Origin of the sequence: Pseudovibrio sp. FO-BEG1, assembly GCF_000236645.1 — a bacterium.
GTDB lineage: Bacteria > Pseudomonadota > Alphaproteobacteria > Rhizobiales > Stappiaceae > Pseudovibrio.
The window spans coordinates 2,809,310-2,825,625 of sequence record NC_016642.1; the positions used below are offsets into that span (position 1 = coordinate 2,809,310).

A 16,316-nucleotide genomic window follows, 5' to 3' on the forward strand; every position below is an offset into this window, starting at 1 on the left:
CGAAACGAAACGTCGTTGCATAAGGTTCTATTGCTAACGAAAGTGGGCTGTAATGACTAATTTCGACTACGATCTCTTTGTTATTGGGGCTGGTTCCGGCGGTGTGCGCGCAGCACGTATCGCAGCAACCCATGGCGCCCGTGTTGGTATTGCTGAAGAATTTCGCTACGGCGGTACCTGCGTAATCCGCGGCTGCGTTCCAAAAAAACTCTTTGTATATGCCTCCAAATTCACCGAAGAATTCGCCAACGCTGACGGGTATGGCTGGAGCCTGAACGGCACGCCGACTTTCGACTTTGATAAGCTGGTGGAAAACAAAGACAAGGAAATCACCCGCCTCGAAGGCATTTACCGCCGCAATCTCGACAAGTCCGGTGTTGAGTTGCACGACAGCCGTGCTGTGATTGAAGGTCCGAACACCGTTCGCTTGCTCTCCACCGATCAGGTCATCACAGCAGAACGCATTCTCGTTGCTGTTGGTGCAACGCCAAACGTGGATGCTGGCCTTGTTGGCTGTGAGCACACCATCACGTCCAACGAAGCGTTCCACCTCTCCGAGTTCCCGAAACGCACCATTGTTGTCGGTGGCGGCTACATCGCGGTCGAGTTCGCTGGTATCTTCAACGGAATGGGCTCTGAAACCACGCTGGTTTACCGTGGCGAAGAGATCCTGCGCGGCTTTGATATGGACCTGCGCACCGGCCTGCATGAGCAGATGGAAGAAAAAGGCATCACCGTCAAAACCAAATCTACCATCGCTTCCATCGAGAAGCATGAGGGCGGCCTGACAGTGACCACCCATGCTGGCGAAGTAATCGAGGCAGATCAGGTGCTTTACGCAATTGGTCGTCGTCCAAACACAGCAGGCCTCGGCCTTGAAGAAGCCGGTGTTGAGCTTGACAAGGCAGGGGCGATCGTCGTGACCCCGCAGAGCCAAAGCTCCGTACCAAGCATCTTTGCTGTCGGTGACGTAACCAACCGCGCCAACCTGACCCCAGTAGCGATCCGTGAAGGCCATGCGTTCGCTGACAGCACTTATGGTGGCAAGGAATGGCACGTGGATCACTCGATGATCCCAACCGCTGTTTTCTCCCAGCCAGAAATCGGCACTGCCGGTCTGACGCAGGAAGAAGCGGAAGCACGTTTTGACAACATTGATATCTACACCTCTTCCTTCCGTCCAATGAAGAACACGCTTTCTGGCAAGCCGGGCAAGATGTTCCTCAAGATGCTGGTGGATGCAGACACCGATAAGATCCTTGGCATTCACATCATGGGCCCGGACTCTGGTGAGCTTATCCAGATCATCGGCGTCACGCTGACCATGGGTGCCACCAAGGCAGATTATGATCGCACCATTGCGGTTCATCCAACTGCCGCGGAAGAGTTGGTGACAATGCGCGAACCAACTGAGCGCATCCGCAAGAATTAAACTTTAGTCGACTTTCAAAGAACCGCTAGTCCTTGCTAGCGGTTCTTTTTTGCCTTGCGACAGGAGCAGGGCATCTCTCAAGTTTTGATAGGAATACCCGTGACTGACCTCACACAGGACCAGATTTGCTATTTTGGTTATGGCTCACTTGTAAACGAAGAAACCCTGCCAACCGGCACAACTGTGATTGCCGGCCAGCTGAGTGGATGGAAACGGGAATGGCGTGGCTGCTCAAAGGGCAAAGAAGGCAATGGCCGCATGTCCGGTGTCGGCGTCTGTGCACTTGGCGTTCGCCGTGAAGAAGGCTCTGTCATCCGCGGTGCAATGGTTCTCGATACCAAAGCCAACCTGCCTGCACTTGATAAGCGCGAATGGCACTATTCCCGCAAGTCTCTTGCTGAAGGAAGCTTCGTGCCAGACTGTGGCAGACGAATGCCAGCGGACACGTTCCTCTATCAGGTTCAGGACCAATACGCCCACTGGGGCAATGAAGAGCATCCAATCCTGCAGAGCTATGCAGACTGCGTCATGGCTGGTTTCTACCGCTTGTGGGGGCAGGAGGGCCTGGAGCACTTCGTGGAAACCACCGATGGTTGGGACCGCGTGCCGATCCTGAAGGACCGCGAGGATCCGTACTATCCACGGGCAATCGTGCTCTCCAATGAGCTGGCTGCGACTATTGACGATCTGCTCAAATCTGTGAATGCTCAATATTTAAATCGCTGAAATATGCCTTGAGGATCAGCAGTGTGAACGCTTCATGTATCTTTACACAAGTGTTCATCCGCGATCCCAAAGGGTGCTTTGAAATAATTCTCTACCAAGTTTCGATTATTTGGAACATAATAGCTCTAAAGAAGATTGGTTTGATGGATTCTCGTGAGAGCTGAATTTTTTGAGGTATCCTCAACCTACAGCGATAAAACAACGTATACGTACCCCTAGTCAGACAAACGGGCGGCGTGTATAAGCCTTTCTGGGCTTTTGTCAGAAAATGAGAACTGCTCGAAAGAATTAGAGCTGCCAAAGACAAGTGCATTGGGCGCGCTGGCAGCATTCCGTATTGATGGAGTTTTAAAATGGCGGAGAAATGGACACCGGATTCCTGGCGATCAAAACCGATCGTGCAGGTGCCGGACTATCCAGATAAGGAAGCATTGGCAGACGTTGAAAGTCGCCTCGCATCTTATCCGCCGCTCGTGTTTGCAGGTGAGGCGCGCAAGTTGAAAGCGCAGCTCGCTGATGTTGCCGAGGGGCGTGGATTCCTCTTGCAAGGTGGTGATTGTGCGGAGAGCTTTGCGGAGCACCACGCTGATCACATCCGCGACTTTTTTAGAGCATTCCTGCAGATGGCTGTGGCCCTTACCTATGGTGCACAGCAGCCGGTTGTGAAAGTAGGCCGTATTGCAGGTCAGTTCGCAAAGCCACGTTCTTCTAATATTGAGAAGAAAGATGGCATCGAGCTGCCAAGCTACCGTGGTGACATTATCAACGGTATCGAGTTCAACGAAGAGTCTCGTATTCCGGATCCTGAGCGTCAGGTGAAGGCATACCGTCAGTCTGCTGCGACCCTGAACCTGCTGCGTGCATTCGCGCAGGGTGGTTTTGCAAACCTTGACCACGTGCACCAGTGGATGCTCGGCTTCGTAAAAGACAGCCCGCAGGCGCACCGCTATCAGGAAATGGCGGACCGTATCTCTGATGCGCTGTCCTTCATGCGCGCTTGCGGCATTGACCCGGACAACACACCTCAGCTGCGTTCCACTGAGTTCTTCACCAGCCACGAGGCACTGCTTCTGGGCTATGAAGAAGCTCTGACCCGTATCGATTCCACCACTGGCGAATGCTACGCGACCTCCGGCCATATGCTCTGGATTGGTGACCGTACCCGTCAGCTGGATCATGCACACGTTGAGTTCTTCCGTGGCATCAAGAACCCGATTGGCCTGAAATGTGGTCCATCTCTTGATCCTGAAGATCTGATCAAGCTGATCGATGTTCTGAACCCTGAAAACGAAGCTGGTCGTCTGACACTGATCACCCGCTTCGGTCATGACAAGGTCTTCGAACATCTGCCAGCAATGGTTCGTGCTGTTGAGCGTGAAGGTAAGAAAGTCGTCTGGTCCTGTGATCCGATGCACGGCAACACCATCACCGCAAACGGCTACAAGACCCGTCCATTCGAGCGTATCCTGCGTGAAGTGGAAGCATTCTTCGCGGTTCACCGCGCTGAAGGCACCCACGCTGGTGGTGTTCATGTTGAAATGACTGGTCGTAACGTGACTGAATGTACCGGTGGTGCACGCGCACTGTCCGCAGAACAGCTCGGTGATCGTTACCACACGCATTGTGACCCGCGCCTCAATGCGGATCAGGCTCTGGAACTGGCGTTTACAATCGCTGAGAACCTCAGAAAAGAATCTGAATCTCGCGTTGCAGTGAACACTTAACTCTATCTAGAGTATTCAATTGATGATCAGGGGTTGCACATTGTGCAGCCCCTCTTTTTTTGATAAATACTCATATGCGATGCACATAGAAAATTGGAATTATGTGCTTCCTGCCTTTAACAGCTCGGTTTATTTCTAGGTTTTTTCGCCCTCAGGGAGAGTTTGTTGCTTCAGAGCGATTCTTTGTTGTCTGGCTATTCAATCCTCATTGTAGATGACAACAACTACATGCGTTCCATCTTGCGCACCATGGTCTCCGGCTTTGGTGTCCGCTCGATCTATGAAGCTGGTGATGGAGCAGACGCGATTGCTATCCTGCTTGATCGCCGACCAGACATCGTTTTGTGCGACTGGATCATGCATCCCATCGATGGCAATGACTTCCTCCGTATCCTGCGGCAGGATCAGGATTCTGAAATTGCAAAAACGCCGGTGATCGTCATCACCGCAGATTCCCGACGCTCCGTGGTCGTTGCTGCGCGCAATGCGGGCGTAAACTACTTTCTTGCCAAACCAATCGCACCAGCCATTCTGTATGACCGCCTGAAGGCGATTGTCATGCAGGGGGATGAGTGCGTTCAGGCCAGAGACATGGCGCAACTGCCCATGGGAACACGCCTGCAGCAGCATCTGGATGTGATGGCAAAAGCAAAAGACTCCGGCACCTTAAAGAAGAAGTCCTCTGACTGATCGGAGACTGTGAATCCTTTCCTCCAACCATCAACTATGTGATGGATCGACTTTTCTAAGCTATAAAAACGCTGTACATGAGATGCAAAGCTACGAAAGCTCGAAGCAATCAGGGCAATCCCGTTAACCCATTATAGCCTTTGAAGTTCATATGATGATTAAAGACCAGTTCCGTCTGGCCGTCGTGCAGGCCAATCCGTGTGTAGGTGATATTTCCGGTAATGCTGAGAAAGTTCGGCATCACAGAAAGCTGGCTGCCGAGCAGGGCGCTGATCTGGTCTTGTATTCCGAACTCTTTCTTGCCGGTTATCCGCTGGAAGATCTGGTGCTTAAGCCTTCCTTCGTTGCAGCTTGTAAGCGCGAGCTGGAAGCTTTGGCAAAAGAAACCGCAGATGGTGGTCCGGGCCTTCTCGTAGGTCTGCCATGGGCCGAAGGAGAGAAGCTCTATAACGCTGTGGCCTTGTTGGATAACGGCAAGGTGGAAGGCCTACGCTACAAGGTCGATCTGCCAAACTATGGCGTGTTCGATGAAAAGCGCGTCTTCGATGCCGGACCAAACCCGGGCCCAATCAGCTTCCGCGGTGTTCGTCTGGGTGTTCCAATCTGTGAAGACACATGGACTGATGAGGTCTGCGAATGTCTGGAAGAAACTGGCGCTGAAATCCTCCTTGTTCCAAATGCCTCGCCTTACAACCGGGAAAAGACCGAAGAGCGCATGCAGCTCATGATCTCCCGTGTGGTTGAGACAGGTCTGCCATTTGTCTACTGCAATCAGGTCGGTGGGCAGGACGAGCTTGTCTTTGATGGTGCCTCCTTTGCACTAAATCATGATCGGTCGCTGGCAATGCAGCTGGGCCAGTTCACCGAAGAAACTGGCTACCTCAACTTCAAAAAAGATGCTGACGAGAACTGGCTGATCGAGCCTGCGCGGGTCGTTCCGATGCCAGATACTCAGGAAGCTGACTGGCTCGCCTGCGTGCTTGGCTTGAAAGACTATGTAAACAAGAACGGCTTCCCAGGTGTTGTCCTCGGTCTTTCCGGCGGTATCGACAGTGCCATCTGTGCAGCTATGGCGGTGGATGCGTTGGGTGCTGATCGTGTTCACTGCATTATGCTACCATACCGCTACACCTCCGAGGAAAGCATCAAGGACGCCAAGGCGTGTGCTGATGCCCTCGGCGTGAAGTACGACACCATTCCAATCGCTGAGCCTGTAGAAGGCTTCCAGAAGACGCTGTCCGGCGTTTTCGCTGGCACTGAGAGCGGCATCACAGAGGAAAACCTCCAGTCCCGTTCTCGCGGTGTCATCCTCATGGCGGTCTCCAACAAGTTTGGCGCTATGGTTGTCACCACGGGCAACAAATCAGAAATGTCTGTTGGCTATGCGACCCTTTACGGCGATATGAACGGCGGCTTTAACCCGATTAAGGATCTGTACAAGACCGAGGTCTACCGCTTGTCTGACTGGCGCAACAAACACCACCCGGCAGGTGTTATGGGCCCGGCAGGTGAGGTGATCCCGAACAACATCATCGTCAAAGCACCGACGGCTGAGCTGCGTGAAAACCAGACGGATCAGGACAGCCTGCCAGAGTATGATGTTCTGGACGACATCCTGCACTGTCTCGTGGAACAAGAGTTGAGCCTTGACGAGATTGAAAAGCGCGGTCACTCTGTTGAGACCATCCATCGAGTCGAACACCTTCTTTACATCGCTGAGTACAAGCGTCGTCAGGCAGCTCCGGGCGTCAAAATCACACTAAAGAACTTCGGACGCGATCGCCGCTACCCAATCACCAACCGTTTCCGGGATCGAAACTAGAAACAAACGCGACTTCAGATCTTAGTTTAAGATCTGGCGCACTAGGCTTGATCTCCCGTGTTCAGGCAGGCATCCGGCTTTGCCTGAATCACTTTCTACACTTCTTAGGTTAAGTCTATGACTTTGTTTGAATTTCTCCAGCGCAACCTGCGCTGGGTCGCGGGCGGATTTCTGCTCGGCTTTGGCTCCAGCTTCGGCCAGACGTTCTTTATTGCCCAATTTTCCTCCCAGATCCGTGAGACTTATAGCCTGTCTCACGGTGATTTCGGCTCAATCTACATGTTCGCCACGCTGGCAAGCGCGGCAACGCTTATCTATCTCGGCAAAATTGTCGATTATTACCGCCCGGTCGTCGTGGGCTGCGCTGCAATTGTGATCCTTGCCGGATTCAGTTTCTTAATGAGCTGGCATAACTCCATAATATTACTGGGTATTTGTCTCTATGGCTTGCGTTTGTTCGGGCAGGGCATGTTGCCCCATACCTCACAGACGGCCATGTCGCGCTGGTTCCATGGCTCCCGAGGCAAAGCGCTGAGCCTTGCCTCCTTTGGCAATATGGCCGGTGAAGCTCTGCTGCCATTGGCAGCTGTTACCCTCATGGTCTCCATGTCCTGGCGCGATCTCTGGTCCGCTGCCGGTGTTACTCTGCTGCTTGTATTCCTCCCTCTCGCATACCTGACACTGAAGAAAGACCGCACACCGGAAAATCCGCTCGAGTCATCCCGATCAAATGGCCCGGCTGTCAGCTGGACCAGAAAGCAGGTGATGGCGGACTGGCGCTTCTGGGTTGTGATGACCGCAGTGCTTGCTGTGCCATTTCTGGTCACCGGCCTCATGTTCCATCAGGTCCACTTCATGGAAGCCAAGGGATGGGAGCGCACTGTGATGCCGTCTTATCTGCCGCTCTATGCTGCTGCTGGTGCTCTATTCTCCATGCTGGCTGGCATGCTGATTGACCGGTTCTCCGCTGTCTCTCTGCTTCCGCTTTCTGTTGTGCCGCTCGGTGTCAGTGTCCTCGTGTTTGCTTTTGCTGGCGAAGAGTACTTCGTCCCTGTGGCGTTTATCATTCTGGCCATGACTGTCGGGTCATGGGGTGCTGTTGCCTCCGCTGTTCTGGCTGAGCTGTATGGCACAGCCCACCTTGGGTCCATCCGCGCCATCTACTCCGCCATGATGGTCTTCGCCTCTGCTCTGGCTCCGGGGCTTATGGGCGTCCTGCTGGACTACGGAGTTGAGCTCGACACACAGTTTGCTTTCTCCAGCCTCTACTGCTTCGGTCTGGGCTTGGTTCTGTTTGCTGTAAAGCCGCAGCTGATGCTGGTGCGCTCTCCAGCCTGAAAACAGGAAAACCCGAGATATTCCGTAGGTATTCAAGATTGGCTGGTTGACCCGTACCGGCCAACGCGATACCCGAGTGTCAAACTTGTTTATTGATGAGAAGGCTCAGCCATGAGTGTTACGGTTCGCTTCGCGCCATCTCCGACTGGTCACATCCATATCGGCAATGTGCGCCCGGCGCTTTTCAACTATCTCTTTGCCAAAAAGCAGGGCGGTAACTTCGTTCTGCGTTACGACGACACCGACGTGCAGCGCTCTAAGGAAGAGTATGCTGTCGGCATCGCCGAAGACCTGAAATGGCTGGGCATCAACCCTGATCGCGTCGAAAAACAGTCCGAGCGCTTTGCATTGTATGATGCAGCTGCCGCCAAGCTGAAAGACGCCGGTCTGCTCTACGCCTGTTACGAGACACCGGAAGAGCTGGAACGTCGCCGCAACCGTGCCCGCGCTCTGGGCCGTCCTCCTGTCTACGACCGTGCTGGCCTGAAGCTCACCGACGAGCAGATCGCTGAGTATGAGGCAGAAGGCCGTAAACCACACTGGCGCTTCAAACTGCCAAACCACGTAGAAGGCGATCCGTTCTCCTTCAACAGAACAGAAGTTCACTGGGATGATGTGATCCGCGGTCGCCAGACTGTTGATCTTGCCTCCCTGTCTGACCCGGTACTGGTGCGCGCAGACGGCACATACCTCTATACCCTGCCATCCATCGTGGATGACGCGGATATGGGCATCACCCATGTCATCCGTGGGGAAGACCACATTGCGAACACCGGTGTCCAGATTGCCATATTCCAGGCACTGGGGGCACAAGTTCCTGAGTTCGGTCACCACAATCTGCTGACCACAGCTTCAGGTGAGGGGCTTTCCAAACGCTCTGGCGCTCTGTCCATCCGCTCCCTGCGTGAGGAAGGCTACGAGCCAATGGCAGTCTGCTCACTTGCAGTTCTGACCGGCACCAGCCATGCTGTAGAGCCAGCAAAGTCCATGGAAGCTCTGGCAGAAATGCTCGACTTCTCCGGCATCTCCAAGTCCGCAGCAAAGTTCGACCCGGAAGACGTTGGTCATCTGACCGCAAAGCTGGTGCACGACATGAGCTTCGCTGATGTTGCAGATCGTCTGAAGGCAGACGGCGTTAAAGGCGATGAAGCGTTCTGGTCTGCTGTGAAGGAAAACTGCTCCACCGTCAGCGATGCGAAACAGTGGTGGGAGCTTGTAATCGGATCAGTCACCCCGGAGATTGCCGAGGAAGACAAAGAGTTCATCACTCAGGCCAAAGATCTGCTGCCGCAAGAGCCGTGGAGCGAAGAGACCTGGGGTGAGTGGACCAAGGCTGTGAAAGGCGAAACAGGCCGTAAAGGCAAAAGTCTGTTCATGCCACTGCGTAAGGCAATCACAGGTCTGGCCCACGGACCAGACCTGAAGAACATGCTACCGCTTATCGGTCGGGAAAAAACTTTGGACCGACTTTCCTGATAGGCCCTTCGCGGGGTTCAACCTCGCGAGGCACAAATTTCTTCTGAGCAAGCGGAGGCTCGGAGATATCACTCTGGGCCTCTGTTGCATCTACGGTCTGACGCAGCTCACTCTGGTTCGGAATAGCCGGATAAGTCGCAGTTGCACCCGGTGTCAGATCATCCAGTTCCGTGCCCGGAATGGCTTGCTCCAAAGATGGAATCGCGGGTGTTGGCTCAATGTTGTTCGGCTGGCCAGCTGCTGCATCACAGGAACAGGCCGGATTGTTCTGCTGCCTGAACAGATAGGCATTGGCAAGCGAGGTATAAGGCGCGCCGGAAAGAGAGCGCATCTGCGCAGGTGTTTCTTGCGGAACCTGGAAAACGTAAAGCTCCGTATCCTGACTTGGGCACAGCGCCTGACAGATCTCTTCATCTTCCGCCAGATCGCCCGCACTGGAGTTCGGGTTGATCGGGAAGTAGTAGCCATCACACTTGCGCACGCACATGGTGGCGTATTGCTGGCCGCCGGAAGAGAAACCTGCCGTAGAGCGCGGCTCCAGCTGCAAAGGCTGGTTGGCCTGCACTGGCGGTGTCAGTGGCTGGATCTGCTGATCAGAGCGATCAGAACAGTTCAGATCAACCAGTGCCTGCTTCACTTCATTCAGACGGTCCTGCATAGCGCTGGAATAGAGTTCCTGCTGTCTCTGACTATCAAGATAGCTCAGGTTCTCATTCATCTGCTGCAGGGAAGAACTGAGCTGCTGACATTGTGGTGGACCAAAAGACCCGTCACAGCCAAAGCTGGACATCTGACTTTGAACATTGCGGATGTGCACCTGCTGCTCTTCATAGGCCGTCTGCCAGCTGTTGGAGCTGCCATTGGCCTCGACCTGTTCTGAGAGCTCGATAAACTCCGTCTCCAATCGGTCACAGACCTGGGGGCGCGCGCTCGCACTCTGGGTCCAGATAAAGGACGCACCAAGGGCGAGGGCCGCAACTGCGCATGAGTGAGCGAAGGGGAGTTTGGAAATGGTCATAGCCCGCAATTTTACGTTTAGTCAGAGAGGTTTCTACAGATAAGCTATTCTATGGCCTTATTGGGGCAAAACCAACGGATTCCGGATGGTTTTGCAAAAATCTCTTCTTCTCTTGCTGGTAGTTGCCGAAAAACATCTTATATCGAGAGTGATTTGATTTGATCTTTTGTGATGGAGGGGAGCTTTGCAGATGTCTGCGCTTGGCAAGTCAGTCCTGAAAATGGTGGGCACCGTAACTGTGGCACTTGGTGTAACTCTGAGCATGCTCGGCACAGCTGCGCAGGCACAGGACCCGGACCTGATCTTCAAAAAATCCACGGTCTGGAAGTTTCTGAGCCCGGACCACAAACTGGCCACCTACGCGCTGGATGACCCGGAAGTAGAGGGCGTTGCCTGTCACTTCACCGTGCCGGAAAAGGGCGGTTTCTCAGGCTGGCTCGGACTAGAAGAAGAAACTTCTGACGTGTCGTTGGCCTGCCGTCAGGTCGGCCCAATCAAGTTCAAGAGCAAGTTTGAGCAGGGCGACGAAGTCTACCGCCAGAGCCGCTCGCTGTTCTTCAAGAAAATGCGCATCGTGCGTGGCTGTGACGCAAAACGAAACGTGCTGGTCTATTTGGTGTACTCCGACAAACTGGTCGAAGGCAGCCCTAAGAACTCAACGTCTACGGTGCCAATCATGCCGTGGGGTGACCAAGTGCCGGAAAAATGCGCCGACTATCTGGACGATTAAATCGCGTTCCGAAATAGCGACGCCGTTCTTCCTGTTAGAACCCGCTGCACAAGCAGTTTTAGCACCGCTGGGATATCCCGGCGGTGTTTGCATTTGAAGATCCCGTTTAAACGGGTGGAGCAAGGCGAACAGGCTCTGCCTGCGCTACTTGTTAGAAATGTTTCTTCGGCATTGGCTGTTCGCCTCGCCCGGGCCTTTTATCATGAACACGCGGGCTCCCTCTCGGACAGACGCGACTAGCACATCTGCGTATCATTGATACGCTTTTGTACCATCGGCAGTTTCCTGCCACCACCGGACGCCCTCCGGAACGACCCCAAGCTCCCTACTACCACTGTGGTCTCAATAGGGTATGGCGCTTCACCGGACCTCCCGACACGATACGTTACCTCATGCCGGTAGCCCAACCCCGCCCACGCCACGGAGCGGACGGTCCACTCCTGCCCGAATGCGTGGGCACGAGAATTAGAATAGGGGAAGCTTTGGGTGAGGGGGATAAGTTTCTTGGCACTGCACCACACCACCCCACGCCGTCATCCCGCACAAGTGCAGCGCGATGCGGGACCCAGAGCCACACACTAGAACCTCTCCACTGGATACCGGATCTCCGCTTTGCTCCGTCCGGCATGACGGCAAGAGGTGCTCGCCCGCGCCGTCATCCCGCACAAGCGCATCGCGATGCGGGACCCAGAGCCACACACTAGAACCTCTCCGCTGGATACCGGATCTCCGCTTTGCTCCGTCCGGCATGACGGCGAGAAGCACCACCCTACGCCGTCATGCCGCACAAGCGCAGCGCGATGCGGGACCCAGAGCCACACACTAGAACCTCTCTACTGGATACCGGATCTCCGCTTTGCTCCGCCCGGCATGACGGCAAAAGCACCACCCCGAGCCGTCATTCCGCACAAGCGCAGCGCGATGCGGGACCCAGAGCCACACACTAGAACCTCTCTACCGGATACTAGATCTCCGCTTTGCTCCGTCCGGTATGACGGCAAGACGCACCACCTCATACAAGCACAGCGCGATGCGGGAACCTGAGCCCAGCAACCAGCATAACCTTGAGTGATGGAGCGTCGTGTCGGTGACTGATAAATTTTCATTTTGAATAAGTGTGCTTCATATTTAGGATTATGGTTCTTGGGCTCTCCTGGATTTTTTCATTTTCAAAACTGAAATTTTATGAGGCTACTTCGCATGAAACGCCGGTATCTTTTGGGTGCACTGGTCTTTGTCACGATAGCAGCATCCCTTCTGACTTATCTCATCCAGACCGGGGAACGTGGATTAGCGCGTCAAGCTCAACCCTCTCGCGATATAGATGTGACCCGACTTGGCGCATCTGAGGTCAAGAGTTTGGGGTGGGATCCGAAGGGATTGGATGCGGTTTTCAACTATGCTGCCAGCTTGAGCACCGACACCTTTATGATTATCACAAATGGCCAAAGGGTTGGGAGATTTGGCGAACTTTCAAAACCCTACAATGTCCATTCAATCAGAAAATCTCTTTTGAGTGCTGTTATTGGCCAGCACCTCGCTTTGCCTGAAAATCATTTGCGCCTGGATGCAACGCTTAAGGAAGTCGGCATTGATGATGCCCCGATTTCGCTGACGGATTTGCAACGAGAGACAACCGTACGCCACTTACTGCAAAGTGTTTCAGGCATTAATCACCCGGCAGCTGCATCAGGTAGTCTGAGAGAGGAAATCGACAAGCGTTTGGGGCGTACAGAGAACCAGCCTGGTACCATTTGGGCTTACAACAACTGGGATTACAACACTCTGACGACTGTCTTCGAAAATGCAACGGGCTCCGAGGTTGGGGCAGCTTTCGAGGATGGGATAGCAAAACCAGTTGGAATGCAGGATTTTGATCGTTCCGCAGTATCGTATGTCTTTGATCCTCAGAAGTCTGAACATAGAGCAGCAATGTTCAAAATGTCTGCACGTGACCTTGCCCGTGTTGGGACCCTTTATCTCAATTACGGAGTTGTAGACGGTCAACGCATTCTTGTAGAAAACTGGACAAGTCTCATCACAGAGGACTTTGCTGAAACAGGCTATGGCGGACTGCGAATGGGGCACGGCTATCTGTGGTGGATACCTGCAAAGGAGACTGGTCTGCCTAAGGAGACTTTCTGGGCATGGGGTCTGGGAAATCAGGCTCTCATGGTGATCCCTGAATGGAATACGATCGTGGTCCACCAATCAGACACCACTGAGTTTTTGAAGCGGTTTCTCCCATTGATCAGCAGTGAAAACATGACAGGAGAAGCAGCCTTGGAGCAGCTTATTTTCTCATGTCTTAAACGTGCAGCCCGTGAAACTGAGTATTGCATTGAGCACCGTTTCACCACGAAACGTGAGTTCACAAAGCTCATGTCGCTGATCATGGCCGCACGGGAGTAAAGCAGCTAATGCGTATTGCTGAAAAGTGGGAACCTGGATCTCATTTACCAATCTCCGCAGGTGTTGTGCTGGATACTGGATCTCCGCTTCGCTCGTCCGGCATAACGGCAAGAGGTACTCGTCCGCGCCCTCATCCCGCACAAGCGAAGCGCGATGCAGGACCCAGAAACTCATTATCCGATCTCCGCAGATGTTACACTGGGTACCGGATCTCTGCTTTGCTCCGTCCGGCATGACGGCGAGAAACTCCACCCCACGCCGTCATCCCGCACGAGCGCAGCGCGATGCGGGACCCAGAGCCACATACTAGAACCTCTCCACTGGATACCGGATCTCCGCTTCGCTTCGTCCAGCATGACCGCAAGAGGTGCTCCCCCCGCGCCGTCATCCCGCACAAGCGCAGCGCGATGCGGGACCCAGAGCCACATACTAGAACCTCTCCACTGGATACTGGATCTCCGCTTCGCTTCGTCCAGCATGACGGCAAGAGGTGCTCCCTCCGCGCCGTCATCCCGCACAAGCGCAGCGCGATGCGGGACCCAGAGCCACACACTAGAACCTCTCCACTGGACGCCGGATATCAACTTTGCTCCCTCCGGTTTAACAGCAGAAGTCACTCCTCTTGAAACACAACCAGTGCTGATCTCACAAAAGCACCACAGCTACCCCAACATCACCTCGCCAGAAACACAAAGCTGCCAGCTTACCCAATTAACCAGTTTAGATGAGTGAAATTCAGGCAAAGAAAAAGGCAGCGCAGAACGCCGCCTTTAAATTTTCGGGAACTCACACTTTTGTCTGGACCATCTGAAGAGATGGGCTGGAACTCATGCAGAGTTCATAAACAGGTAAACCGCAAGGAAAATGATCGGGCTCGAGATCACACTAGCCACAATCATAGCTCCCATAGCCTGCTTCAGCATAATCAACCCCCGTTTGAATTATGAAACGCAGCTCTATGTCGGATATATTAGCACAGTTAATTCAAATATGCACTATTAACCATACCCTGAGAAGGGGCGTGGCAATTTGCGCAGTGCGATCAGGTCAGTAGGTGGAGGCCATCTTCATTTTGAATGCATCTTGCGAAGTCAAAAGCGCTTCTAAAATAGCTTTGTCCTGTTTGTAGATGTCTTCCCGGAACTGCAGCTCCCCATCAACACCGGCAAAGGCGGTGTAGTAGCGCAGATGCACTGGCACCGTCTCCGTCAGCTTCAGGCGAACAGTTTTGCCACGCGCACGCAGCTTTTCCATCTTTGCACGGCTGTGGCCGGAGCCGGAAAGCAGCACCTCGCCGAAGGTGAAGGGATCCTGCACGCGAATACAGCCATGGCTGAAGGCACGTTGATCTTTGTTGAACAGGCGCTTGGACGGCGTGTCGTGCAGATAGATGTTGTGCTTGTTGGGGAACATGTACTTCACCGCCCCCAGAGCATTCTTCCGGCCTGCCTTCTGGCGCAGCTGATACCCAAACTTGCGCTTGCTCACATTGCTCCAGTTGATCGCTGTGGGGTCAACCCGTTTGCCGTTCTTGTAAACGTTGATGCCTGTGCCGGAGAGGGCGGATGCGTTCTTGCGAAGCTTCGGCAGATACTCATTGGTGGCAATGGACCACGGAACACCCCAGGTCGGGTTGATCTCAGCGTACTCAAAAGTATCGGAAAACAGCGGTGTCGCATTGCGCGGCTTGCCCACCACGCTGCGGGTTTCATAAAGCACATCCGTGCCTTCCATCACCCGCACCATCTGTTCAGCCACGTTCACCTTCACATAGCGACCTGATGGCAGCGGATCATCCCAGCGCATGCGCTCCAGATTGACGAGAATCTGATTGCGGCGATCCTCTAAGGAAGCATTGAGCGCGGCCCGTGTCTTCTTGCCAACAACGCCATCGACCGTCAGGCCATGGCGCTTCTGGAAGTCCTTGACCAGCTCAACCATGTCATCATTGTAAAAGGTTGGTGGCACCTCAGTTTCACTTGTGCCCGTATAACCGGAATAGTAAGGCGCATAGCCTTCAGCTTGCAGCCGCTTTTCCAGCTGAGCCACACGACCTCCTGTATCACCGGGCCGGATGCTTGGGCCATCTTCAATGTAAATGGGATAGTCAGAAGTCAGCGCCGCGTTATAGCGGGCCAGCTGATCCTTCAAAATGTCGTAGGAAGGTGCTTCCGGCTCCAGCCCGTCGAAGAACTGCGCCAATGAGCGGGTTTCTTCCATCTGGGTGAGCATGTCGTTCAGCTTTGGCACCTGAGGTGAGATGAACACGTTCTTCAGCACCTTGGTCGGCCGCACAACACCGCCTGCAATGTGAGCGCCATAAGTGGCAAAGGCACGGGTCAACTGCAACTCGACAACCGCAATCTCATGAAGGGTTGCAGTCGCGTTGGACGCTTCCATGACGGCCAGAATGGAGGCGAGCTGACGAACACCATAGGCTTGCGGATCAAGCCCATGGGCCGGCGCCTTGCGAATCTCAGTGACCAGATGATTGGCCAGCGGCGTTAAAGACTGGTCCTCAAACCACACAGGACGGAACTTACGTAAGGCATACGCCTCAGCCAAGGCGTCAACCTGCTTGGGGCTGAAACCAGCCTTCTGGATGTCTGCTTCAGAAAAGATCAGATCCCGGATGGTCTGCTCCAACTCAGAAAGCTCTGAGCCCGTTGGCTTGGCCACCTGTCCGGCAGGGCCAGTCAGAGGAGGGGCCTGCGGTTCACTCTCTGGCATCACCAGCGGCTCAATTACAGGCGGGGACAGGTCTTCCGGTGCTGGCAGGTCAGGCAGGGCCGCCGGATCTTCGTTGAAATTCAGCGGATCTATAAGTCGCTCGGAGGAAGTTGCATTACTGGTCGCACTTGATGGCGAGATCATTCCAATCAGACTTGCAGCGAGAATGGTGGCACAGATACTCTTGTGAGACACGTGTAACTTCCCTGTTTTTTCTT

At 54.0% G+C, this 16,316-nt stretch carries 12 protein-coding genes; 9 read left to right on the forward strand and 3 right to left on the reverse strand.

All coding sequences use genetic code 11. The features are described from left to right. The first annotated feature begins 52 nt into the window (after nucleotides 1-52). From gor to gltX, 7 genes are all read left to right on the forward strand, one after another. The gene (gene gor / locus PSE_RS12940) at nucleotides 53-1,432 is read left to right on the forward strand and encodes a glutathione-disulfide reductase (protein ID WP_008551890.1); all 1,380 of its coding nucleotides are present in this window, start codon (nucleotides 53-55) and stop codon (nucleotides 1,430-1,432) included. A 99-nt stretch (nucleotides 1,433-1,531) separates the two neighbouring features. Next, nucleotides 1,532-2,158, forward strand: coding sequence for a gamma-glutamylcyclotransferase family protein (locus PSE_RS12945; RefSeq protein ID WP_014285270.1), 627 nt, complete (start codon nucleotides 1,532-1,534; stop codon nucleotides 2,156-2,158). 353 nt (nucleotides 2,159-2,511) lie between these two features. After that, nucleotides 2,512-3,882 (forward strand): class II 3-deoxy-7-phosphoheptulonate synthase, encoded by a 1,371-nt coding sequence (locus tag PSE_RS12950; RefSeq protein WP_008551873.1) that lies wholly within the window; start codon nucleotides 2,512-2,514, stop codon nucleotides 3,880-3,882. 165 nt (nucleotides 3,883-4,047) lie between these two features. After that, nucleotides 4,048-4,572: a response regulator gene (locus tag PSE_RS12955; protein WP_208608700.1), complete on the forward strand. Its 525-nt coding sequence runs from the start codon at nucleotides 4,048-4,050 to the stop codon at nucleotides 4,570-4,572. 154 nt (nucleotides 4,573-4,726) lie between these two features. After that, on the forward strand, nucleotides 4,727-6,394 hold the full coding sequence (locus PSE_RS12960; RefSeq protein WP_086003617.1) for an NAD+ synthase: 1,668 nt from the start codon (nucleotides 4,727-4,729) through the stop codon (nucleotides 6,392-6,394). A gap of 117 nt (nucleotides 6,395-6,511) precedes the next feature. Continuing rightward, a complete protein-coding gene (locus tag PSE_RS12965; protein ID WP_014285272.1) occupies nucleotides 6,512-7,732 on the forward strand; it encodes an MFS transporter in 1,221 nt (406 codons plus the stop codon). A 111-nt stretch (nucleotides 7,733-7,843) separates the two neighbouring features. Continuing rightward, the gene (gltX, locus tag PSE_RS12970) at nucleotides 7,844-9,208 is read left to right on the forward strand and encodes a glutamate--tRNA ligase (protein WP_014285273.1); all 1,365 of its coding nucleotides are present in this window, start codon (nucleotides 7,844-7,846) and stop codon (nucleotides 9,206-9,208) included. Here gltX and PSE_RS12975 read toward each other — a convergent pair. After that, entirely contained in the window at nucleotides 9,171-10,226 is a 1,056-nt protein-coding gene (locus tag PSE_RS12975) for a DUF2865 domain-containing protein (protein ID WP_041768448.1), read from the reverse strand. The genes gltX and PSE_RS12975 overlap by 38 nt on opposite strands. 262 nt (nucleotides 10,227-10,488) lie before the next feature. Between PSE_RS12975 and PSE_RS12980 the strand changes: the two genes are divergently transcribed. Next, nucleotides 10,489-10,956 (forward strand): CreA family protein, encoded by a 468-nt coding sequence (locus PSE_RS12980; protein ID WP_371260877.1) that lies wholly within the window; start codon nucleotides 10,489-10,491, stop codon nucleotides 10,954-10,956. A gap of 1,200 nt (nucleotides 10,957-12,156) precedes the next feature. After that, a complete protein-coding gene (locus PSE_RS12985; protein WP_208997932.1) occupies nucleotides 12,157-13,368 on the forward strand; it encodes a serine hydrolase in 1,212 nt (403 codons plus the stop codon). 173 nt (nucleotides 13,369-13,541) lie between these two features. On the opposite strand, the gene PSE_RS27320 is transcribed toward PSE_RS12985, so the two are convergent. Both PSE_RS27320 and PSE_RS12995 read right to left on the reverse strand, forming a co-directional pair. Next, nucleotides 13,542-13,919 carry a hypothetical protein gene (locus PSE_RS27320; RefSeq protein WP_158309189.1) on the reverse strand — a complete coding sequence of 126 codons (378 nt, stop codon included), beginning with the start codon at nucleotides 13,917-13,919 and terminating at the stop codon, nucleotides 13,542-13,544. 496 nt (nucleotides 13,920-14,415) lie between these two features. Further along, a complete protein-coding gene (locus PSE_RS12995; RefSeq protein WP_014285279.1) occupies nucleotides 14,416-16,293 on the reverse strand; it encodes a murein L,D-transpeptidase in 1,878 nt (625 codons plus the stop codon). Nucleotides 16,294-16,316 lie beyond the last annotated feature (23 nt).

Excerpts from the sequence above, each read along its gene's own strand:
- PSE_RS12985 (WP_208997932.1), top strand. The coding sequence starts at position 12,157 with ATGAAACGCCGGTATCTTTTGGGTGCACTGGTCTTTGTCACGATAGCA.
- gltX (WP_014285273.1), top strand. The coding sequence starts at position 7,844 with ATGAGTGTTACGGTTCGCTTCGCGCCATCTCCGACTGGTCACATCCAT.
- PSE_RS12950 (WP_008551873.1), top strand. The coding sequence starts at position 2,512 with ATGGCGGAGAAATGGACACCGGATTCCTGGCGATCAAAACCGATCGTG.
- PSE_RS12960 (WP_086003617.1), top strand. The coding sequence starts at position 4,727 with ATGATTAAAGACCAGTTCCGTCTGGCCGTCGTGCAGGCCAATCCGTGT.
- gor (WP_008551890.1), top strand. The coding sequence starts at position 53 with ATGACTAATTTCGACTACGATCTCTTTGTTATTGGGGCTGGTTCCGGC.
- PSE_RS12975 (WP_041768448.1), bottom strand. The coding sequence starts at position 10,226 with ATGACCATTTCCAAACTCCCCTTCGCTCACTCATGCGCAGTTGCGGCC.
- PSE_RS12965 (WP_014285272.1), top strand. The coding sequence starts at position 6,512 with ATGACTTTGTTTGAATTTCTCCAGCGCAACCTGCGCTGGGTCGCGGGC.
- PSE_RS12980 (WP_371260877.1), top strand. The coding sequence starts at position 10,489 with ATGCTCGGCACAGCTGCGCAGGCACAGGACCCGGACCTGATCTTCAAA.